The sequence below is a fragment of the Arthrobacter sp. 10T425 genome (assembly GCF_056393985.1).
The window spans coordinates 224,933-248,177 of record NZ_JBFTGZ010000006.1 but is presented as its reverse complement, the minus strand read 5'-3'; the positions used below and the strand labels follow the sequence as shown (position 1 = coordinate 248,177).

11 protein-coding genes are annotated in these 23,245 nt (G+C 68.5%); 7 read left to right on the top strand and 4 right to left on the bottom strand.

Annotated elements, in window-relative coordinates; translation table 11 throughout:
• Nucleotides 1-1,029, top strand: a 1,029-nt coding sequence (locus AC1DDH_RS09845; protein ID WP_476955332.1) for a DUF222 domain-containing protein, incomplete at its 5' end; no start/stop codon positions are given.
• Nucleotides 1,030-1,541: 512 nt separating this feature from the next.
• Here AC1DDH_RS09845 and AC1DDH_RS09840 read toward each other — a convergent pair.
• The 4 genes from AC1DDH_RS09840 to AC1DDH_RS09825 form a co-directional block, all read right to left on the bottom strand.
• The gene (locus tag AC1DDH_RS09840) at nucleotides 1,542-3,515 is read right to left on the bottom strand and encodes a serine/threonine-protein kinase (RefSeq protein WP_476955331.1); all 1,974 of its coding nucleotides are present in this window, start codon (nucleotides 3,513-3,515) and stop codon (nucleotides 1,542-1,544) included.
• Between the two features lie 82 nt (nucleotides 3,516-3,597).
• The gene (locus tag AC1DDH_RS09835; RefSeq protein WP_476955330.1) at nucleotides 3,598-7,917 is read right to left on the bottom strand and encodes an FtsK/SpoIIIE domain-containing protein; all 4,320 of its coding nucleotides are present in this window, start codon (nucleotides 7,915-7,917) and stop codon (nucleotides 3,598-3,600) included.
• Nucleotides 7,918-7,978: 61 nt separating this feature from the next.
• On the bottom strand, nucleotides 7,979-9,325 hold the full coding sequence (locus AC1DDH_RS09830) for a type 1 periplasmic-binding domain-containing protein (RefSeq protein WP_476955329.1): 1,347 nt from the start codon (nucleotides 9,323-9,325) through the stop codon (nucleotides 7,979-7,981).
• The gene (locus tag AC1DDH_RS09825; protein WP_476955328.1) at nucleotides 9,322-12,180 is read right to left on the bottom strand and encodes a hypothetical protein; all 2,859 of its coding nucleotides are present in this window, start codon (nucleotides 12,178-12,180) and stop codon (nucleotides 9,322-9,324) included. The genes AC1DDH_RS09830 and AC1DDH_RS09825 overlap by 4 nt, the downstream gene beginning before the upstream one ends.
• A gap of 231 nt (nucleotides 12,181-12,411) precedes the next feature.
• On the opposite strand from AC1DDH_RS09825, the gene AC1DDH_RS09820 reads away from it, so the two are divergent.
• The 6 genes from AC1DDH_RS09820 (at nucleotide 12,412) to AC1DDH_RS09795 (ending at nucleotide 23,221) form a co-directional block, all read left to right on the top strand.
• Nucleotides 12,412-12,693 (top strand): hypothetical protein, encoded by a 282-nt coding sequence (locus AC1DDH_RS09820; RefSeq protein ID WP_028275663.1) that lies wholly within the window; start codon nucleotides 12,412-12,414, stop codon nucleotides 12,691-12,693.
• Nucleotides 12,694-12,819: 126 nt separating this feature from the next.
• On the top strand, nucleotides 12,820-18,384 hold the full coding sequence (locus AC1DDH_RS09815) for a DUF6531 domain-containing protein (RefSeq protein WP_476955327.1): 5,565 nt from the start codon (nucleotides 12,820-12,822) through the stop codon (nucleotides 18,382-18,384).
• Nucleotides 18,385-18,414: 30 nt separating this feature from the next.
• Complete coding sequence (locus AC1DDH_RS09810; protein WP_476948312.1) at nucleotides 18,415-19,185, top strand: hypothetical protein; 771 nt, start codon at nucleotides 18,415-18,417, stop codon at nucleotides 19,183-19,185.
• 652 nt (nucleotides 19,186-19,837) lie between these two features.
• On the top strand, nucleotides 19,838-20,380 hold the full coding sequence (locus tag AC1DDH_RS09805) for a PadR family transcriptional regulator (RefSeq protein WP_223915556.1): 543 nt from the start codon (nucleotides 19,838-19,840) through the stop codon (nucleotides 20,378-20,380).
• A gap of 5 nt (nucleotides 20,381-20,385) precedes the next feature.
• Nucleotides 20,386-22,098, top strand: a complete 1,713-nt coding sequence (locus tag AC1DDH_RS09800) for an ABC1 kinase family protein (RefSeq protein ID WP_476955326.1) — start codon at nucleotides 20,386-20,388, stop codon at nucleotides 22,096-22,098.
• Between the two features lie 70 nt (nucleotides 22,099-22,168).
• A complete protein-coding gene (locus tag AC1DDH_RS09795; protein WP_476955325.1) occupies nucleotides 22,169-23,221 on the top strand; it encodes an alpha/beta hydrolase in 1,053 nt (350 codons plus the stop codon).
• Nucleotides 23,222-23,245 lie beyond the last annotated feature (24 nt).

Here is a 23,245-nt window from a genome sequence, read left to right as displayed (position 1 = left end):
CAGGGCGCCTTCCTCCGCAAACCCCGGCACGGCCTGCAGCACCTGGAAATCTTCGCCACCACGGACCAGTTCGAACACCTGATCACCGTGATGAACACCGCCACCAACCCCCGCACCGGCCCAGACACCGGCCAGGGCACCGCCACCGGCAACACGGCGCAGGCCCGACCGGGCGAGGGCGGGGCGGGCGAGGGTGGGGCGGCGGCGGAGGGGGAAGCCGCCGGGTACAGCCCTGACGTCATTGAATCCGCCGGCGGCACGAGTGCTGCCGGCGTTGGCGCTCCCGGGGCCGTCCGGGCCAATACCGGCCCGGCGGATGCGCCCTGCGCGGCTGACGATTCCGCCACGGCCGAAGAGGACGCCTCGCGAGAGGACCCCGCGCTGCCGTCCCTGGACCTCCGCTCCCGGCCGCAGAAGCTGCTCGACGGCCTGGTCGGCGCGTGCAAAGCAGCCCTCGCCACCGGAGGGCTGCCCGCCGCGGGCGGGCTCCGGCCCCAGGTCATGGCCACCATCGATTACCGGGACCTGCTCACCCGGCTCGGGACGACTCCCGCCGAAGCAAGCGCCCCTGCCAACACCGCACAGCACAGCACCGGAACCAGGCACGGCACCGGGACGCTGCTGTTCACCGGCCCCGTCACCGCAGGCACCATCCGCAAAATCGCCTGCGACGCCGACATCATCCCCGTCGTCCTCGGCGGCGAGGGCCAGGTCCTGGACATCGGCCGGGCCTCCCGCATCTTCCCGCCCCACATCCGCAAGGCCATCACGGCCCGGGACCGGGGCTGCGCCTTCCCGCAATGCACCATCCCCGCCCCCTGGTGCGAGGCCCACCACATCACCTACTGGTCCCGCGGCGGAACCACCGGAACCGGCAACGGCACCCTGCTCTGCTCCCATCACCACCACGTGATCCACAAGGAACACTGGAGCATCCAGATGCGCACCGGCATCCCCTGGTTCATCCCACCACCCCACCTCGACCCCGCCCGGACACCCCGCCGGAACACCTACTTCCGCCTGGAGTGACCCCGTGGCCGCCGCGTGACAGACGCCCTGACGGCAGGGTGACCGCGTGGCTCGAACGGCAGCGGCCCGGACGGCCGGGTGGCCGGGTGACAGAAGCCCGGACGGAGGCGAGCCGTGCGCGTCGGACGTCAGCGGGCTGGCCGCCCCGGGCAGCGGCCCGGACGGCCGAGTGGCCGCGTGACAGAAGCTTGGACGGAGGCGAGCCATGCGGTTCGGACGGCAGCCGGCTGGCCGAGTGACAGAAGCTTGGACGGAGGCGAGCCATGCGGTTCGGACGGCGGCCGGGTGGCCGCGTGACAGAATCTCGGACGGAGGCGAGCCGTGCAGTTCGGACGGCAGCGGGCTGGCCGCCCCGTGAACAGCGGCCCGGACGGACGGCGGGCTGGCCGCCCCGTGAACAGAAGCCAGGACGGCCGGGTGGGCTGAGCGGCTCGCACGTCCAAGCCAAGGTCATGGCCGCGCGGGGGGCAACCCCGAGTCCTCAGTCCTAGGAGCCCTAGGAGCCCTCGGTCTTACGAGTTTTCCCGGGACGTGATCCCAAAGCTCGGAGACTGCAGCTCGGTGAAGTTCCCGACGCTGGCACGCACGGTGCACTGGGGCGTGATCTGCAGGGCCGTCACGGTAAGCCCCGCGCTGTCCACCGCGAGCGCCCCGCCGCAGCCGTCGGAGAACCGTACTCCTTTCTCGCCGCCGCTCACGGCGGCGAGCATCTGCGAGGGCTTGCCCGACGCGGGACTGACGTAGAGCGGGTTCAGCTCGTCGGCGCCGCCGGCCCAGACTGGCACGAGGGTGATCTTTAGCGGGCTGGGCGTCACGACGCGCGCCGGAGTACGCACCTCCACGCCCTTCAGCCGCTGGACGGTATAGGCCGTGCCCTTGACGGCAGGGTCCTGCGTCGCGGCCGTCGTCGCCTCGGACCCAGCCCGCAGCCATGCGTCGAGGGCCTGCTGGTCCGCGGGCGACACTGACACCTTGGCGGTGACCTGGGCTGCCCCTCCGGCCGGGACCTCCAACCCCGAGACCTTCCAGCCGCACTCGACGTCAAGGCCGGTGATCGAGGCCTGATTCCTGCTCACCGAAGCCCCGTCCCACGTGACCGTCGGGCACGCTTCCCCATCGGCCAGGCCCGGGATCACCTCAAGGAAATCACCGGACAACGGCGCCTTCTGCGCCGAGTACGCGACAGTCAAGCGGACCTGACCGGAGGACGCCTCATAGGAGGCCTCCCGCGAGATTGTCAGGCCGGTTGGCAGCGCCGCATCCTGAAGTTGCTTGGACACCTGGCCTTCCGCGGTGGGCTGCATTTGCTGACCTGCAGGGGCGAGGACAACGAACCCCACGACCATCGCGACGACGAGCAGGGTGGCGGCGCCCGCGAGCAGTAACGCTTTGCGAGTGCGCCAGAACGGGGTGGCGACCTGTTCCTCGAGCCGGGCCTCCGCCCGGGGCCGCACTTCGCGACGCGGGATTGGCCGGGCGATGGTGGCGCTGTCGGCCTCCCCGAGCTCGGGAGCCTTCCCGGCTTGGTCATCTGGCGAGCCTGACGCGAAGGCCGCGAGGTCCTCGTCCGTGAAGGCGCCCCGGACGACGGTGGCCGAGCGTTCGACGGCGTCGAAGTCCTCCGGGGCCTCGGTACGCGTGATCGGGCTGCTGCCGGCAAGGCGGGGTGCGAGACGCCGGAGCGTCGCCGCGGCCTCACTCGCCGTCGGGCGTCGGGCGGGGTCTTTGGACAGCAGCGAGTCGAGTACGTTCCATACCGCGTCGTCCACGGGGATCCGGGGCGGGCGCGAGGAAACATGGCGGTACGCGACGCTGAAGTCCGTCCCCGGCCCGGCGAAAGGAGTGCGCCCGGCGAGGAGCTCGTAGAGCATGATGCCCGTTGAGTACACATCGCCCGGCGGGCCGGACCGGCCCTGGCTGATGAGCTCGGGAGGCATGTAGTGCGGGGTGCCGATGAGACCGGTCGTCTGGCGGATCTTCTCGCCCACGACGTCGGAGATGCCGAAGTCGGAGACCCGTACGTCGCCCGCGGCGCACTCGGGCCAGGGGCGGGCGAGGAGCACGTTGTCCGGCTTAATGTCGCGATGGGTCACGCCTCGTGAGTGCGCGAAAGCCAGTGCGTCGAACACTTCTGCGGCGACGTTGAACGCGTCCAGAGGACGCAGCGGTCCCGCCTCCTTGAGCGCGTCGCGCAGCGAGCCTCCCGCGACGTAGTCCATGACGATGGCCAACCGCGCGCCTTCCACCACCATGTCCCGCACCGTGACGATGTGCGAGTCCTGCAGGCCAAGCAGGACGGATCGCTCACGGACGAACCGCTCTACGAGCGAGGGATCGTCGGCGTGCTCCGGGCGCAGGACTTTGGCGGCAAGCGTCCGGCCGTCGGCAGAGGTGACGGTCCAGACCTCGCCGACGGCGCCGGAGCCCACCCGTTCGCCGAAGCGGTAGGACGCTCCCAGAGCCTGACCCGTCTGTGCGAATTTCATACCGTACTCCCCAACGCTATCGATCTGATTCTTCAAGGCCCCCGGCCGTCCACTCGTTCGTCGTAGGCGCTCGTAGCCGGGCTCAGCCCTCGGCGCTCATCGACTGGATCAGTGCCAATTGGCCGCCGACGCCGATATATCCACGCCCCGCACTCAGCGCCACCGGCGCCCTGCGCGGGAGTGCGGTGCCCAGCAGTTCGCCGTCGTAATCTGCATCCGGTTGCAGCAGCACGCCCAGGCGGGATTTGCGGAGCGTCTTGGTCCAGTGACTGTACAGCCCGCGGAGATCCGTGGCCCGTCCGGCCGCGATGACGCACAGCCCCGGCTGCCCGGATGTCACAGTCCCCGCGATGGATTGATCGGTGTCCTCGAAGCGCTCTGCGTCGTCGATGAGCAGGAACACTGGGCCGCGCTCGAGGCGCAGGGAGGCCAGCAGGGCCGGCACTTCATCCGTGCCGACGGCCACGCGATCCAGATCGGCGAGGGCCAGGGGCGAGCGGCGATCGCAGATGCCCCACACCTGAGCCGGCCCGCGTGAGGTGGCCGCGCCACGCAGGGCTGCGGCCAGGGCCAGCAGCAGCGTGGACTTTCCCGACCGGGCAGGCCCGGCGACAAGCGCGTGCTCGCCCTCGTAGATTTCCAGGAACGCCGGCGAGAGGTCAGCCTCCTTTATTCCTACCGGGATGAGCCAGGGTTCGGCCTCCAGCCGGGGTTCCACCCCTAGCTCCAGCATGGTGACGTTGGAGGGCAGGCGCCGGATCGCCGGGGTCTTCGCGGGTGCGTGTGCCCAGCTTTGCCGCATGCGATCCACCGCAGCCTCGACCCCGATACCGGGCGTGGCCACATGCATCTGGAGCGAGGTGCGGGGATCCACGCAGCGCCCAGGAAGCGCCGCGGGGATTTCCTTGCCCCGGACTCCGAGCGAGGAGTAGTCGTAGTCGTCCGCCAGCCGGAAGAGCCACTTCTGCAGCGTCACCTCGTTCATGGCCGAGGGCACCGCCTTGGCGCGTGTGGTGGAGACCGCGAAGGACAGTCCCAGCGCCGGGCCGTCCGCGTACGCCCGATACAGCAGCGCCAGCAGCTGCTGCCCTTCGAAATCCTGGAACTCGTCCCGCAGCGAGGCCAGGCCGTCCAGCAGCACCACGGTGCGGCGGTGCCTGCCAGGCTCGGCGCGGCGGCTCTCGAGCTCCGTGTGCAGGTGCCGCAGGAAACGGGCCTGCTGCTCCTTGGCACCGGCCCCGGTTCCCACATACGCCACGGTGTGCGGCAGGCGTTCCAGGGCTTCGAGTTCACGGGAGCCCATGTCGAGGATCATCAGGTCCAGTTCGGCCGGATCGGCGTCCTTCGCCAGCGTCAGCGCGATCGAGGCCAGTGTGGTGCTCGTGCCGGAGCCGGCCACGCCCATGAGCATCAGGTTCCCCACGGACATGTCCCATCCCGCCGCGGACTGGCGCTGCAGCTCCGGCTCGTCGACGATTGCCACCTGGACCGTGGAGCCTCGGACGGCGCCCACCAACGGCAGCGGCCGGCGTGCGGGATCGGTGGGAGTGTCGGACGGCGCGGCGCGACGGCCGCCGTTCGGCTGAGGAAGGTAACCCTCCAGCTCCACACGCTCGCCCAGGGCCTCCGGCCAGACCTGCCGCGGCTCGGCGTACCCTGCCTCGGCGTTGGCTGCGACTACGGCGTCGATGAGCAGTTCGAGGTCGTTCTCGTCCACGGCCGCAGACCGTGGCGGCGCCGCCGCGGGCACGGGGACGCCGAACTGGCGGATCTCGCGCACGTCCACGGCAGGCCCGGCGCCGAGCTGCGCCCGCCCGGTCACGAGGGCCGTCTGCACGGGGGTGATGTCGTCCTGGCCCAGTTTCACAAATGCCCGGCCCATCTGGGCCCGGCCGATCGCCGAGGCGGCGGGCACACCGATGACGTTGTTGGAGTCGTCGCGGCTCTGCACCCGCAGCGCCACCCGAAGGTTGGTGTTCGCGAGGATGTCGTCGCTGACGACGCCCGCCGGGCGCTGCGTCGCCAGGATCATGTGCACACCAAGGGTGCGGCCCACTGCCCCCACGCTGACGAGAGCTTTGAGCACGTCCGGGAAGTCCTTGGCCAGCATGGCGAACTCGTCGATCACGAGCAGCAGCCGGGGCATGGGCTCGGCCGGGTTCGTGGCCAGGTAGGCGTTCAGGTTGTCGATGCCCTCGCCGGCCTCCGCGAAGACCCGCTGGCGGCGTTCCATCTCCGCTTCCAGGGCGCGGAGGGCCCGGTCGGCGAGCTGCTCGTCCAGATTGGAGATCGTGCCGATGGTGTGCGGAAGGCGTTCGCATGCCTTGAAGGCGGCCCCGCCTTTGAAGTCGACGAGGATAAAGTTCAGGCGCGTCGGATCGTTGCGTGCCGCGAGGCCGGCCACAAGCGAGCGGAGGAACTCGGACTTGCCGGAGCCGGTGGTGCCGCCCACCAGGCCGTGCGGGCCGTCCTTGACCAGGTCCAGGGTCAGGGTACCGTTCTCCCCTGTGCCGATCGGCGTGGAGACTCCGGTGGGAGCCTGCCACATGCGACGGATCGTGGTCGAGTCCGGGCGGTCGTAGCCGAGGAGCCCGGGCAGCCGCACAAGCGGGGGCAGCGAGGCCCCGGGCACGCTCAGCTCCGGATCGTCGAAGTGCGCCACGCGCATTGCGCAGCGAAGGGCCTCCTCCTGGTCCAGGCCCGCCAGGATGACGTCCTCCACGCGGGTCAGGTCCTCCGGCTGGTCCACAGTGGCCGCTGCGTCCGAACCGACCCTGATGATCGTGGTGCAGGAGGCCGGCAACTGTTCCTCCGAAGTCGCGATGACGATGCCCGCCACCCGGGACGGGCGCTGCTGCGGGCTCCCATGGGCCCCGGGCACGGAGCGGCCCGTGCCGAGCAGCGCGCGTGCCGGTGAGTCCCTGCCCTCCGTGAGGACCTCGGAGTCCAGGACCACCAGCATCGCTGGTGTGGGCAGCTCCTGCACAGCGTCCTTGAGCGTGCGCAGCATGGCCAGGCTCGCCTCGCGGTCCGCGGACATCCACCGCTCGCCCGTGCTGCTGCCGGCCTGGCGCGTGTGCGGCAGCCATGAAGCCCACTCCCACTCGTCAGCGCGTCCGGCGTCGCAGAAGACGCCGATGGTCAGGTCGGCTGGGCCGACGTGCACCGCGGCCTGGGCCAGGAGGGATCGCGCGAGCGCCAGAGTCCCCTCCCGCGGCCCGACGATACCCACCACACCGGCGTCGGTCAGGTCCACGAGCACGGGCGCGGCCTGAAGGCGCGCGGCCGCGAGGGAGTCCTTCACCTTCTCATCCAGCCGCGACCCGGCTGTGCGGTCCACCTCGGGCTTCCAGGGGACGTCACCTGTGCCGGCGTGCAGGGCCAGGAAGTCGTCCGCGTCGGCGCGGCGCTGCCACAAGGACGTGGCGGGGAGTGCGGGGCGCCGGACTACGGTCGCGGGATCGGGGATCATCCGATGGCGTCGTGCGGTCTCCGTCGCTGCGGCTTCGCGGATCTGCCGCTCGAATCCTTGGAGCGCCCCGGCGAAGCGCTCGTCCTCTTCTTTGAGGCCCCGGGCGTGACGGCGCTTTTGTTCGAACCACATGCCCACGGCCATGACCGGGCTGAGCATGGCGAACATCGCGAAGCGCAAGTCCCGCAGGATCAAGACCATCGCCGCCGCCATCACGAGGGGCGCGAGCACCGTGATGTAGCTGAATTTGCTGGCCGGCGGCACGTCCTTGCGGCTCGGCGGGACCAGGGGCTCGCCCGCCGGGGTCTGCCCGGGGCGGGGAGGCCGGTTGAAGGGCGCTGTCGCCGCCGGCGTGAGGTTGTGCAGGCTGCCAGGCGGCGGGGCGGGCGTCTCGTCCAGGGACCGGCGCAGGAGGAGCACCGCGCCGCCCGCCGTGATCGTGGCGGTTTCGGTCACCAGGACCCCGTCCTCCCCCACCGGCTCGCCATTGACGAGGGTGCCGTTCGTGGACCCGCCATCGAACACCCGCAGCCCGTCCTCCTCCCGGCGCAGGCGGCAGTGGTCCCATGACGCGCTTTCGGTCGGAAGGCTCAGATCGGCGTGAGGGGACCGGCCGATGAGCATCTCTCGCCCGTGCGGAACGTCAGTCACGCCGCCGGTGCTCTGGCCGCCGGCGAGCGTCACGCTCCAGCCGCGCACGCGCTGCGGAATCTGCCACGGCGCCCGCGAGATGCGGCTGCCCTCCAGGAAGATCAGCTCTGAGACGGGGGTGGAACCACGCACCTCGGCCTCGTTCACGAACACCGCCTCATCGGGTGCCAGGCGCGGGCCACCGGCGGCCTCCACGAGGTCTGTCAGCGTCGTGGCGGGCGCGGCGTGAGCCACGTCGCACTCAAAGCGACGCTCGTCCAGGTCGATCAGCACACGCACCGGGCGCTCCTTCAGTGGTGGATGGTTCCCGCCCGCTTTGGGGCGAGCCGGGGGCAGGTGGTCAGGGGTTTGCCGGCGCCGGCACCCAGACGAGCCGAGGAGCGGCCTCATCCGGCGGCCGCAGGCCCAGATCCTGTGGGGAAGCGTAGACCGGGATTGCCTCCGCGGTCAGCGCCGCGGAGCGCGAGAAATCCAGCGCCGGCCCGGCGAGGCCGTCACCAGGACCGAAGGACATGGTGCGCAACGCCGCGCCGACCTTGGACGGCTCGCCGCTTCCAGCCGATGCGGCCGCCCGTGTGAGGGCGACGACGGCGTCGTGGCTGCGTGAGTCCGCCGCCCATGCGTCGGCGGAGAACGCGGCATCGCCCGTCAGGTTCTTGACCTTCGGGTCGCCGGAGGCCAGGCGCACGGCGGACAGGAATGCGGACATCCCGCGCCCCTGGGCGTCCTGCTGGAGCGCCGTGGCATCGCCGCCGGCCGGGGCAACGCTGACCAGCTGCCCGGAGGCGGCGCCGTCGAGTTCGGCGAGCGTGGAGGCGAAGGCCGGGGCGGTGGCGCCGTCCGGTATGACGACGGGGACGGACACGTCGCGGGCCTGCAGGGCCTGGACCAGCCGGGCCAGCCGCTGCGGGGTGGCGGCCGAGACAACCACGGCGTCCGCGGGCTCGGCGACCCTCGTGGACCCGGCGCCTGCTGGGGCATCCTCGGCAGGAGGGCGCAGCTGGTCCCCTGTTCGGATGGCGGCCTCCTGGGCCAGGTCCGTCACCGCGTCGAAGCCATCGAGGTTCAGCGTCTGTGAGATCCCGACCGAGGCAGGGACCTCGCCGCCGTCCCCGACGAGCAGCACCCTGTTTTTGCCGTTCAGCGCGGCGCGAAGGGCGGCCGCGACGGATGCGCCCGACGGCCTCGTGGTCCAAGTGGTCTGCGCGGGGTCCGATGGTTCGGCGTAGGGCAGGATCGCCGGGAGGCCGAGCTCCTCGGCGGTCTTTGCCGCGGCCCGGGCCGGCGCTCCCGTGGTCGCCACGACGACACCCGATGCTCCCTGTTCGGCGAGCGCGTGGACGGCAGCGCGGGCGCCATCCTCCGTGCCGCGGTCGTTCTGGGCTACGAGGGCGACGGTTGCGCCGCCCTTGGCAAAGCGCTGTGCGGCGACGATCGCGCCCTGTGCCGCCCGGTTGTACTCGGAGCCGGGCTCGCCGGACTGGCCCAGGGTGAGGACGACGCCGATGGAGAAGTCCTTCGGCAGGCCCTCGGCTTTTAGCGCAACGGGAACCGTCGCGGCTACCGGATCGGGCCGTGAGGCCTCCTTGGGACGGCTCAGCGCCACGGTCGTCAGGGCGATCGCAGCCGCGAGGACGACAGTGATGCCCGCGACGATCAGGGTCATGAGCCCGGTGCGGGAGCTCATGCGGTGCCGCCGATCTTCAGTGTGTACAGGGTCTGCGACGTGGCGCCGGCCGGCACCTCGAGGTGGAACGGTGGCAGTTCGTCGACCGCGGTGAGTGAAGCCTTGAACTGCGCCTGGCGCAGGAGCAGCCCCGCCACGTCCCTGGAGCGGATATTGGCATAGCCCTCAGCGTTCTGCGATGCCAGTGCCAGCTGATAGTCAGCGGTGTCGGCTTTGGCGGCGCTTGTGGCCATGGAGCCGAGCAGGCCGGATCCGTTCACCGAACGGTCGCCCAGGTCGAGCATCACCTTGGTGAGGCTTGAGGACAGGAGGGCGCTGGCGCCCTCGACGTCACGGGTTGAGCCGGACGTGCTGGAGGCGATGTTCGCGAGCGAGGACTGCGTGCTCTTGTCCAGGGATGCGGCCAGCGCGTCGCTCTGCCCGCGCAGTTCGTCCCGCTGCTTATTCACCGTGCCCTCGGCGTCGTTCACCACCTCGTCCGAGGTGGACTTCAAACCGGAGATGGAGCGGTTGAAAGCCGTGATCACGGCGTCGGAGCCCGCGTCGCCGATCTCGGCGACCCGGCGCACTTGCTCGTCCACGGTCTTGTAGACCTCGGCGGCGGTCTCCGCCGAAACCTCGCGGAGGGACTTCTTGATCTTGTCGCCGAGCCCGTCCTGCTGCTCCTTGAGCTTCGCGAGCGTCGAGCCGACCCGGCCGGAGGAGTCGATCGCCTTACCAAGCGCGGCGTCCAGGGCAACGAGTTCGCGCTTGTTGCTGTTGACGTCGCCCGTGGCGGCGCCGTCGAGCGCCTTCGTGGCTTCTTTGATGGCGTCCAGCTTGGCGTCGATGTCGTCGATCGTCGTCCCCAAAGTGGTGAACGCCTGGCCGATCTCCTCGTCCGGGGCGGTGGTGTCGGTGGCCGCCAGGACCGCGTCCCAGGCGGCCGTCTGGGCCTGGATCCGATCGTCCAGAGGGTCCTTGAACCCCAGCGGCGGGCGCAGTTCCTGCGCGGGGTTTCCGCTTTCATCCGTGGGCTCGCAAGGTGCGGACGTCAGGTAGGAACGCAGCCGCTCCGCTTGCTCGGCGGACAGTCGGCCCTCGCGGGGCGAGGCGCCGTCGGCCATCTTGCACAACTCGTCGGCGAGCCGCTGCGTTTGCTGCGTCATCGAGCCGTTCAGCAGCGAGCGGTCACCCAACTCGCCCCGGGCGTCCTGCGCAGTCTTCTTGATGTCGCCCAGCTTCTGCCGCAGGCCGTCGATGCTGCCGCGGACCGCAGCGGCCGCGTCCCGGGTCGCGGCGACGGAGCCCCGGGCGGACTTGATCGCTTCTTCCACGTTTGCGAGGGCAGTCTTGTAGTCTTCCGTGGTCTCGGCGCCGTCGAGGACCGCAGCGAAATCGGCGCGCACCTTCTCCAGCGTGACGGCGGCAGCCTCCTGATCCTTGATCGCGCCCTCGACCATCTGCGGCTGCAGGTCCGCCACGAGCTCGTCGCCCTTCTTCACCAGGCCCAGCAACGCGCCGGTGACGGTCACGGCAGAGCCGTAAAGGGAGCATGTCATCGAGCCCTGCTCCGCGCATTCCTCCGCGGTGGGGTCCTCGGGGCCCATGGTGGCCTTGATGGCGCCCGCCACGATATCCCGGCAGCCCGCACTCACCTTCGCGTAGGCGTCGAGCTGCGAGGCCATGGTCTGGATGCTGGAATAGACCGTGGCCGCCTTCCCCGATTTGGGCACCTCCGCGGTGCAGCCGTCACCCTTGATGGGAGCCGTCGCGGGCACGGCCGAGGTGTCGCCCAGCATCGCGTCCACGGCGGCGACGGTCAGCTTCAGCTGGGACGCGGTGGTGGACTGCGTTGACTTCGTCGCGGCCTCCAGGTCCGCGCCGAGAGTCTTCAGTTGCTCCTTCAGGTCCACCATGGTTGCGGCCAGGGCCGTGGAGTTATCGCGCAGCTCGCCCGCGGTCTTCGCACCCAGGGTCTGAGAGGTCTCCTGCAGGTTCTGCCGGACCTCGGTGATGGTGGATCCGGCCTTGGTCAACACGGTGTTGACGTCCGAGACCAGCGAGATGGTGCGGCGTTGCAGCCCCATCTCGGAGCCCGCACCGGAGGAGAACGCGCCAGCGAGCACGCCGTCCGCGCTGAGGTCGGTGTTAAGGCCCGGCTGGACCGCCACGTCGAAAGCAGGGACCTGAAAGTCCTTGACCTCAGCAACGAGGCGCAGCGTGGTGCTCGCACCCGAACGGGGTGGGGCCAGCACGGTGGCCCACTGCACCACGGTGGCACCGTCCTCGGTGCTGCTCAAGACGCCGTTGGTGCCCGTTCCGCCGTCCGCAGAGCCGGCGGTGACGTCGTCGGCCCGTACACCGGTGAGCTTCGTTGAGGCGGCGATAGTCAGCGGGGCGCCCACGAGGGCGGTATCGGAGCGGGTTTGGCCCGCGGCATCGTATTCGATGACCCGCGGCTTAACCGTGAGGTTCTCCAGTGTCAGGTCGATCTCGACCGGCCCGGTGTGGCCTTGAAGCTCGGTGAGGTCGGAGCCGGACTTGTCGCCGGCCCGGTACTGCAGGCTCACTCGCACCGGCAGTTCGCCCACCGCCTGGGCGGCGTCGTACTTCGTGTCCGCTGCAGAAGAGTCGCCGGCCGCGGACACAGAGATGGTGGTGCCTTCGATCGTCTCGACCCCGGCGGCCGGGGACATGCCCACGCGCACGCTCTGCAGGAGCTTGACCGGATTGGACACCGACTCCGGCTCGGGGGCCGGGCCGCACGACGTCGTCGCGATCAGCCCCAGGCCGGCAAGGAAAGCGCCCAGCGCCCGGCCGGGCGCGATGCGGCGCCCCGGGATGTGCTGGTGCGTGGTAGTCCGTCTGGACATGATCGTCCCCTCTTCCGTTCATGGTGCCTTCAGCATGATACGGGGTTTCACTCACGAATGGACTAATCGCGGTTTGCCTGTGTCATGCGCATGACTTGGGCGGTCATGTCCCGCCGTCCTAGTTTTTCTTTTTGTTGGATTTATTGACGTGTGTTGGTAGCGTCGGCACCGTCTGGTCGTCGGCGGTTACGTGTCCGGCGGAGAAGCGCTTGTCTCTTGGGAGGAATTTCTATGTCGCGTGTGTTGTCTACTGAGCAAGCGAAGGCTGCGATTGGGCAGGTGCAGTCGATCATTAACGGTGGTTTCACGGATCAGATCTCGGCGCTGGATGCGCAGGGACGAGTTTTGTCAGATCCGAATATTTGGGATGGTCCCCTGGCTGCGCAGTTCCGAGGTTCTACGTGGCCGGAGACGAAGGCTGCTTTGGACAAGGCCAAGGAGGAACTCGAGCAGTTGCGGGGGCAGCTGCAGAAGATTTCGCAGGACATCTTCTCTGCTGGCGGCGGCGCCTGAGCCTGTATGTGATTGCGTGAGGGCCAGGTAGTCGCGCCGCTCTGGTGAGTGGGCGGTTACCTGGCCGATGCACGTTTGGTGGTTTGTCTTTCTGTTCCAGTTCTTGTTCTGTGGGGGGCTTTGGTTGTGACCGATTTCGTTGAGGTGCCGCTGTTGCCGGCGTCGGATGCTTCTCATGGCGGGCGGTTCAGTTATGCCGTGGCCGAGGCGGTGCAGTCGGTATTTGAATCGGCGGCGTCGCGGGTTGAGGGGCAGGCGGGGTCGCGGGCTTCGTATGTTTCCACGGCGAAGACGGACTTCCAGGGCCATTTCTCGGACCTGTTCGCGGCGAACGCAGTAACGGCTGCGGGCGACGCGGAGGCCCTGGCCTCAGCATTGCGGACGGTCGCCGGCTATGTGGGGCAGATGATCGAGGCCGGGCGTGATGAGGATGATCGGCGCCGGCGGAACAACGAGTGGGTCCGGGAGCACAACGACCGGAACGGCTTCGAACAGGCCAGGGACTGGTTTTTTGGTGAGTCGGAGCGGCCGAACGCGGATCCGGGTCCGGCCCCGTCGTTTGCTCCGGCCTCGGCGGCCCTGGGCTCACGGGAAACCCCGGCGCCCGGTGGCGGGTATGGAGGCGGGACGTCCTCGGCGCGGCCGGCTGATCTGCGGTCCTTCGCGGCAGGGTCGCGGGGCCTGGACGACGGTTTGGCGGCCGAGCCGGGCTCGTTGCACGGGCAAATGTCCTCGTTCGCGTCTGCTTGCTACTGGGGTTCAATAGACGCGTCCGGAGTGATCACCGCATACCGGCGGTACTTGCAGGCGAACGAGAACGACGCGAAATGGGCGGTGACGGTTGCGGATGCATTTGCCGCCGCCGGCGGCGAGGGGGCCGTGTCGAGTGTTTCAGACGCGGCGGTGAACGAGGCGCTCGCTGCGGCGGGGGTGAGTGCGACCCGGTCCTCGTTGGCGATTGATCCGCCCACGGCGGCCGGTGCGATGCCGACCAGCGGGTACGCCAATGATCCCGTGAACACCTCAACGGGAAACTTCATCGAGCCGGAAACGGATCTGGGGTTCGCCGGGGTTGCCTCAAACGTGGTGCTGTCTCGGATGTACAACTCGCTGGCGTCAGGTTTGGAGATGCCCGGGGTGTTTGGTCCTGGGTGGGCCTCGGTTCTGGATCAGTACCTCGCGGTCTCGGATGAGGGCTGCCGGTGGGTGATGGCCGACGGCCGCGCCGTGGACTTCCCCCGGGAGGGCACCGGCTGGGGCAGGGGTGTGGGAGAGAATTACTGGCTGGCCCGCGAGCATGCAAAAGCTGCTGACCTGGCGGAGCTGGGCTCCCTGCCTGACGGTACGGTCGAGCTCCTGGTAGTCCGGGACAACCAGGGCGCGTGGTGGGCTTACAGCCTGGCCGGCGTGTGGCTCGGTGCCGGGTCCGGGCCTGGCCGGACGGCGTCCGTTCTCCGGGAAGGGCCAGCTGACGCCGGCAGTGCCGGACTGGTGACCCGGCTGGCGCATGTGCGGGGCCGTTTCCTCGACGTCGAGTACGTGGACGGGCTTGTTGCCGTGGTGAGGGCCTCGGACGGGCGCCGGGTGGAGTACGCGTACGACGCCGCTGGCAGGCTGACGCGTGTGGAGACCGGGCTGGGGACGCGCACCTACCGGTGGAATGAGCAGGGCCTGATCGAGGCCGTGGTCTCGGCTGCGGGCGTTCTCGAGGCAGAGAACACCTACGACGAACACGGCAGGGTTGTCCTGCAGACCTCCCAGCATGGGCGCCGGACCAGGTTCGCGTATCTGCCGGGCCGGGTCACGGTGGTTTCGGATGAGGACGGTACCCGCTCAAACTCGTGGATCGCCGATGCGAAGGGCCGCCTGGTCGGGGTGCTTGATTCCCATGACCAGCGTCAGTCCATGGCGTATGACGGCCACGGAAATCTGGTGTCGTTCACGGAGCGCGACGGGACGGTCACGGTGCACGCCTACGACGGGCGGGGCCGGAAGACCCGGACCGTGACCCCGGAAGGCGCGGACCTCACCTACGGCTGGGATGAGCAAGACCGCATCACCACGCTGGTGACGGAGTCCGGGTCGGTCGTCTCGTATGAGTATGCCGATGAGGTGTCGCGGGATCCCTCGGTGATCCTGGACCCGCTGGGCGGGCGCACCGAGCTTCAGTGGCGGAACGGGCAACTGGCCCAAGTAGTGGACCCGGCCGGAGTGACGGTCGGCTTTGAGTACGACGGGTTCGGGGACCTGGTCGCGACCCGGAACGCTGTAGGAGACATCGCAAGGATCGTCCGTGACCATGCGGGCCGCCCGGTCACGGCCATCAGCCCGTCGGGCGCTGAGACCCGTTTCAGCTACGACGCCGCGGGCCCGCTGGTGCGGCGCGAGGACCCGGACGGCGCCGTCTGGGCCTTCGAACACGATTCGGCGGGGCGGACGACGGCGTTCGTCGCCCCGGACGGCGGGCGGACCGAACTCGAATACGCCGTCAACGGTGAACTGGTCCGGACAATCGATCCGTTGGGCCGGGCCATTGAGCGGGTCTTCGATGAGCTCGGCAACGTCACCGCCGCGGTGCTGCCCGACGGTGCCCGCTGGGGCTTTGTCCATGACACGCTTTCCCGGCTGGTCGGGATCACGGACCCCGCCGGCCATGACTGGGTACGGGAGTACGACAAGATCGGCGCCCTGACCGCCGTCGTCGACCCCACCGGGGTCCGCACAGACGCGACCGCGGACCGCAAGGCCGGGACGGCGACGCTGACGGACGCGTTCTCATCCTCGACGTACAGCTTCGATGCGTACGGGCGCCCCAGGCAGGTCCAGGGGGTGGACGGCTCCGCGGAGCTCATCTCCTATGACGCGGCGGGCAACCCGGTGGAGCTCGTCGACGGCGACGGCGGCCTGACGGTCCTGGGCCGGGACGTGGCCGGGAAGATCACGTCGATCACCTCCCCCAGCGGTGCCGTTACCCGGTACGAGTACGACGTGTGCGGGCGGCCCTGGAAAACCACGGACCCCCTCGGCGCGGTCACGGAACTGGCCTACGACGCCGATCAGCGCGTCATTTCCCGGACGCTGCCCACGGGCGAGGTCGAGACCTTCGAGTACGACCCGTGCGGGCGGCTTGTGTTGCGCCGCACCCCCGGTCAGGGCGTTTCCCGGTACGGCTACGACAAGGCCGGGCGGCTGACGTTCAGCCAGGACTCCTGGTACGGCACGCGCCGGTTCAAATACAACACCGCCGGGGAACTGACCGAGACCGTCAACGGCGTGGGCGGCCGGACCCGGTTCGAGTACGACGTCCGCGGGCGCCTGGTCCGGATCACCGATCCCCTGGGCGGGGTGACCACCCGCACCTACACGGCCACGGACCAGGTTGATTCCGTCACCGATCCGCTCGGGCGGATGAGCACCGCCACCTACGATCCCGCCGGGCGGCAACTGTCCCAGACCGACCCGGACGGACACACCACAACCTGGACGTATGACCGGGCCGGCCGGGAATCCTCCACCTCGTTCGACGGGAAGCCCATTGCCGGCGTCGAACGCGACCTGATCCGCCGCCGCGTAATCATTACCGATTACACGGGCGCTGACGGGCTGGCCGTCGAGCACGAGCTCGCGTATGACCGCTGCGGGCGGCTGGCGTCCCGCACCCGCGGCGGCCGGGGAATGTCGTGGAAGTACGACGCCGACGGGAACCGCACCGGTTTCACCGACGCGCACGGAACCACCACCACTTATGTCCGGGATGCCGCAGGCCGGGTGACCGCTGTCAGCAACCCCCGGCTCGGGGAGGCCGTGTTCTCCCACGATGCGTCGGGGCGTATCACCGCAGCCACTGCCGGGAACCTGGTCCAGGAATGGGCCTACCGCTACGGGAGCCTGTCCGAGCACAGCCGCACGGACCGTTCTGACCCGCTCTCGACCGATGTCACCCTGATCGGCCGGGACGAGGACGGCCGGATCACGGCCCTGACCCGCGCCGGTACTGTGACCCAGTACGGGTATGACGGGGCCGGCCAAATGGTCTCGGCGGTCTCCGAGTGGATGTACGACGCCGGCGGGCGCCTTATCCGGGAATCCACGCCGGGTGGCTCCCGGGTCTATGAGTACGACGCCGCTGGACAGCTCCTCGCCGTCACGGACGCTGACGATTCACGGACTGAGTATGTTCATGACGGCCTGGGCCGCCGCACCCGGCTCATCCACCCGGACGGGTCCTGGACCGAGTACTCGTGGGGTCAGAGCGGCCAGCTGAAGAGCGTTGCCGACCGCACGCCCGACGGCATGGAAACCTCCCGGCATGAGCTGTGGGTGGACGCCCTCGGCGAGCTGGCTGCCGTTGATGGGTCGGAGCTGTGGTGGGACACCGCCACCCCCATCCCCACCCTGGCCGGCTTCGGCGGTCAACAGGTCCTTTCGTTGCCTGGTGGTGTCACCGGTATCGAGGACGCCTGGATCGCGCCGGGCTGGCGGGCCGCCCGCCCCACCGACCAGTCCGACCCCTGGGCCGTCATCGGCGCGCCGGCAGTCCCTGGCCCGGGTCCGGGTGGCACTGCCGTTGGTGGTGCCGCTGGTTTGGGTTCGGTGTCCGGGCTGGCCGGTGTGCTGCCCGCCGGGATCACTCTGACCGGCAACGGCGGCCTGGACATCGCTGGCCTGGAGTGGCTCGGGGCACGTGCGTACGACCCCGCTACTCGAGGTTTCCTCTCCACCGATCCTCTCTCCCCCGTCCTCGGCGCGGGCTGGGACGGCAACCCCTACGCCTACGCCGGCAATAACCCCCTCAACACCACCGACCCCACCGGGCTGCGTCCGCTCACTGATGACGAGCTGAAGGCCTACGACAAATCGGCCGGGAGCCACTGGGAGTACGTCGTTGCGGGACTCGCCGTGGCCGCTGGCGTTGCTGCATTGTTCGTGCCGGGGCTCAACATCATCGCGGCAGGAGCTATCGCCGGGGCATTGAGCTCGGGTGGCCTCTCGGTCTTTTCCCAGAAATCGCAGAAGGGTTCGGTCGACTGGTGGTCGGTCCTCGGCAACACCGCGATAGGCGCGGCTACCGGTGCTGCAGGTGGCGGCGCGGCCATGTGGACTAGGGGCGTCCTCGCGGGTGCGCCGGCCGGACAGGCTGCAGCAGCGCTCGGAGTAAGTGCTGGCGCCAACGGGGTCGTCGGTGCGGGTGCAAGTGCCGCGAGCTACCTTTATCAGAAAGGCGGGCGCATCAATAACGGCTGGGACTTTGCGGGCAAGATCGCTGGTGGTGGCTTCGCCGGTGCCGTAGGCGGCCTCGCGGGGCCGGCCGGCGGCAGCCTCGCCAGAGGGATGTCATTGTCGTCGACCGGCGTGGTTGCCAAGGCCGGAACGATGGCCATCAGTGGCGTTGGTGCGGGAACAGGTTCGATGCTGGAGAACGTCGTCGCCGGGGATCCCATTGACCCCGCGAAGGCCGGGGCAACAGGCCTGTTTGGAGCGGGTGCTGCCGCGATACCTGTGGGGCGCATACCGGCGTTCAACCAGACAGGCGTTAGCACGCTAAGGCAGATGCCGTACTTTGCGCCTCGGACTGTGAACGGCATGTTTAACTACAACCAGACGAATACCGTGGGACTGTGGGGAGGCGCCTTTGGAGGTGGCACTGTCGGCTTCGGTGGCGACCAACTCCAGAGCGCACTCGGATGGTGAGCAAAACAGGCCTAGAAAGGGTTGGTTGTTGTGGGAAGAAAAGCTGAGCATCCGGTAAGGAATGCTCTGATCCTTAGTGGCGTGTTATTGAGCGCCACGGTCGCGGTGATCCTGGCAGGACCTCAGGACCACGTGTCACAGGAGGTCGTGGCACTACTCGCCGGCCTGGCCGTGGGTGTGTGGTTGCTGCGTTTCTCACCGCCCTGGCGATGGCTAGCCATGTTGGTTTTGGTGCTTTCCCTCGTTCTCTGTTTGGTGTTGGGCCCAGCCGGAATCGCGTGGTTCGGTGGGTTTATTTCGGGCACTCAGGCAGGACTGGCCTGGCAGCATGCGAATAAGCGGAGCCGTCAGCCCGCTAAGCCGAGCCGGGAAACCACAAATAAGGCGGAGTGGCTTGTTGACGGGCGGGGCCTTAGCACCGTCGCGGAGGCACGTGAGGCGGCTGGTGCTGCGCTGCATTCCTTGGACGGGAAGTTGCGTGGACGGCTGGCTGTTGAGCATGGGTCGGCACGTTTTGAGGTGGCCGGTGGTGTTGGGCTGGGGATGGTCTGTCACCGGAATGCTGATGCTGACCAGGAGAGTTCCTGGGCGGTGTTGTTGCGGCCCGGACAAGCGAAGGATGAATCGGTGGAGGTGCCGATGGGTGATGCGACGGGCTTCATTCCTTCTCGGTTCGTTAACGACCTCGGACCTGTCGAGGCGGCACTGACAGATTTCCTCGGGAACCCGGGATCAGCGTCGTTGGGCCCGGAATGGATGACGGGTAACGACGCAGAAGCCACTCGCCTGACCACTTTCTAACCACTAAATGGTGTCGCGATTGGCAGGAATGTGAGATCGTCGCGGCCCGCTTGTTCCGGGACGGCGAGTTGGAAAAACGGGTCGAGTATCCCACTGGATTAGTAATCAGCGATTCCGAGTTACAGACATAAGTTGGAGTCGTTCTGAACCACATGGGCCTTTGACCACAATGCTGAATCAGTGGAGCCCCTGGAGCGACTTGCAGGAGTGTCAGCGGATTGCCGATCGCCTTTTTCGGGAGGGCCGGAGGGAGGATTGGGTTGAGTACTCAACGGCCATCGTCGTGCCGGGTTAGGCGTTGGGGGAATACTCAGCAATCCTCCGAGGACAAAAGGCCGGCCGCCGCGCTCAACGGCGCTAGTGATTTGCACGTCGCGAAATCTCCAGATCGACCGTGGCGACCAATCCTGAAGTAGGAAAAGCGTATGGTTCGGTGGATTTATTTTGGGCACTCAGGCAGGACTGGCCTGGCAGCATGCAAGTAAGCGCCGTGAGCCCGCTCAGCAGGCCCGGGAAACCGAAAAAAGGAACGCTGACGGCTGTCGGATCACGATGCAAGATGTGGATCGCCGGCGCTCTTGGTTTCGCAAATTTGCGCGTGTATCGTTGGCTATCGTTGTATATCGTTCACGGTCGTCCAGAGGAGAGCATGATGCGCAGTTCTTACCCGGCAGGCGGATTTCGCGGCAACAATGTCGACGGCATGTGGCAGGCCGTAGAGGAGTTGCGTTCGAGGTTCGAGAAGCGCTCGGGTTCCCGGGCGGGGCGTGGCGAGGTGCGCTCGGCTGTGCTGGCACTGCTCGCCGAGCGGCCGATGCACGGCTATCAGATTATTCGTGAAATCGAGGAGCGCAGCGGCGGCACCTGGAAGCCCAGTGCTGGCTCCGTCTATCCGACCCTCCAGCTGCTGGCCGACGAGGGCCTTATCCGTGCTGAGGAATCCAACGGCCGCAAGATCTATTCCCTGACGGACGCGGGCCGCGAGGAGATGGCGGGTGCCGGTACGTCAGCGCCCTGGGAGTCGACGGGTCCGGCGTCGGGCTCGGGATTCGCGGCGCTGCCCAAGGCGGGCGTCGAGCTCGCGCAGGCCGCCTCCCAGGTGGGACGCACCGGCACGCCGGAGCAGGTGCAGGAAGCCGTGGCGGTGCTCGATGACGCGCGCCGCCGGCTGTACGCGATCCTCGCCCAGGGCTGACCGGGGTGAAGTCGGTTCGCCGGGACCGGGCAGCTCCGGGACCCGGCACCCGTGGCCACCGGGCCCGTTACCGCCGCATCCTGCGCTTCGCCGCATGGCATCTCGCGGTGACCTGGTGGTTCGAGCTGTTCCTCCCCCGCATCGGGCTGGTGCGGATTGCCGAGCGCACCAGGGCGAAGAGGATGCGGCGCTTCGCTCAACGCTTCCATGCGCTGGCGGTGGACCTCGGCGGCCTCATGATCAAAGTCGGACAGTTCCTGTCCTCCAGGCTCGACGTGCTGCCGCCCGAGATCACCAAGGAACTCGAGGGGCTGCAGGACGAGGTGCCTCCGGTTTCGTTCCCCGCGATCCGCGCCCTCGCCGAAGCTGAGCTGGGCGCGCCGCTGGAGCAGTTGTTCGCCTCGGTCGAGGAGACACCGATCGCAGCAGCGTCCCTCGGGCAGGCGCACCGGGCGAGGCTTGGCCCGGGCGACGCCGCCGACACCGGGCTCGACCGCGTGGTGCTGAAAGTGCAGCGGCCGGGCATCAAGGCCATTGTCGACGTCGACCTGGCGGCACTGCGCAAAGTGGGCGGCTGGCTCAGCCACGTGCGCCTGGTGTCCGATCGTGCCGACATGCCCGCCCTGGTCGAGGAGTTTGCGCAGACCAGTCTTGAGGAGATCGACTACCTGAATGAGGCGGCGAATTCGGGGCGGTTCGCCGCCGATTTCGCCGACGACGGCCGGGTGGAGGTGCCCGACGTCGTCTGGGAACGGAGCACCCGCCGCGTGCTCACCCTCGAAGACGTCACGGCGATCAAGATCACGGACTCGGAGGCACTGCTGGCGGCGGGCATCGATCCGGCCCAGGTCGCCCCTGTTTTTGCCTCGGTCATGTTCGACCAGATTTTTACGAGCGGCTTTTTTCATGCCGATCCGCACCCTGGGAACATCTTTGTCACGCCGGTTGCCGATCCATCCACGGAGCACCCATGGAAGCTGACATTCATCGACTTCGGCATGATGGGCGAGGTTCCGGCGAGCACACGCAGCGGTCTGCGGAAGCTGCTCATCGCTGCCGCTTCGCGTGACGGCAAGGGGTTGATGACCGCGATCAGCGACGTGGGGGTGTTGGTGCCTTCAGCCGACACGGTCGAGCTTGAGCGGGCGATGACGCACCTCTTTGCCCGCTTTGGCGGGATGGGCTTCGCCGAGCTTCGCGAGGTTGACCCCCGGGAGTTCCGTGATTTTGCGGTGGAGTTCGGTGATGTGGTCCGCTCGTTGCCGTTCCAGATGCCGGAGAACTTCCTGCTCATTATCCGGGCGATGTCACTGACGTCGGGTGTGTGCAGCTCGCTGGACGCCCGGTTCAATCTGTGGGACTCGGTCGAACCCTATGCGGCGCAGCTGCTGCGCGATGAGCGCGGCAACATCGTGCAGGACGTTGCCCAGCAGGCGCTCGATGCCGCCGGGATGGCGCTGGGTCTGCCGAAACGTCTGGATGGGCTGCTAACCCGGCTCGAGGACGGTTCACTGTCGGTAGCAAATCCGCGCCTTGAGCGGCAGCTGGGACGGCTTGACCGCACGGCGCAGCGATCGGCATCGGCGCTGATCTTCGGCGCCCTGCTGGTTTCCGGCTCCGTGGTCCGCGCGGATGACATGGTGCTCGGCAATGTCCTGATGATCGCGTCGGTGCTTCCGCTGCTGCATGGGCTGTGGGCGGGGCGCAGCGGCCGCTGATCGAGCCGGTGACGGGGTTTTGTCGCGCCGGACCCGTTTGGGTTCCGTTGCCGGGGGTTATCATCAAACCGTGAAGGAAGGCCAGCCTTTTCGTCCTGCGAACCCCACCGAAACCCCCGGCCCCGGCCCCACAGGGCCCAACCCCACTTCCTGGAAGTCCTCGATCCTGAACGGGAGCGGCGCTCTCGCGGCGGCCGCCCTGATAGTGGTCCCGCTCTGGATGCTGCTCAGCAACCCGGCCGTCCTCGGCGGCCACCCCGCCCTGCCAACTCTCCTGGTGGCCGCCGTCGCACTGGGGATACTTTGGGCGCTGATTCTGGTCAGACGCTGGTGGTTCGGCGGCAAACAGCAGCGTAGCGGTGACATTTCCACCTGGCAGTTGGTCCGCGGGATCGCAGGCAGGCTCACGGTCCTCGGTTTCGTGGCGGCGCTGATGTGGCTTAGCCCGTTCCCCCACCAACCCGACCGGGAGAATACGGTCCCGGCCAATGGACCCACCGCGACCGCGCCAGCCGGGCCAAAGGCTGCAGAAGACGCAACTTCAATCACCCTTGCCCCGGCGGGCGAAGCCACCACGGGTCTCGTCTTCTACCCGGGCGCCAGGGTCGACGCGCACGCCTATCAGGAGCTGCTGCAGCCGCTCGCGGACGCGGGTCATCTAGTCGTCATCCTGAAACCACCCCTCGGCGTCTCCCTGCTGGACACCAACCAGGCCCGTGCAGCCATGGACCGGCATCCCGAAATCACTTCCTGGGCCGTCGGTGGTCATTCGTTGGGCGGCGTGAGCGCATCATCCTTCGCGGCGGCGAATCACGACGTCTCCGGGCTGCTGCTCTTTGCTTCGTACCCCGCAGAGAACATGGCGGACGCGCAGGGCCTCTCGGTGCTCTCCATCTCCGGCGCAAACGATGGCCTGAGCACGCCGGACAAGATCGCGGCGTCAAGGTCCCTGCTCCCGCCAACCACCACCTACGCAACGGTTGTGGGCGGCGTGCACGCGTTCTTCGGTGACTACGGTGGGCAGCCCGGGGACGGCGAGCCGGGCATCAGCCGCAACGAGGCGCAGCAGCAGATAGTTGCCGAGTCGCTCCGCTTCATGGACCGGCTCAAGGCTTCCGGCTAGGAAGCGAGCATTCCTCAGCTCCAC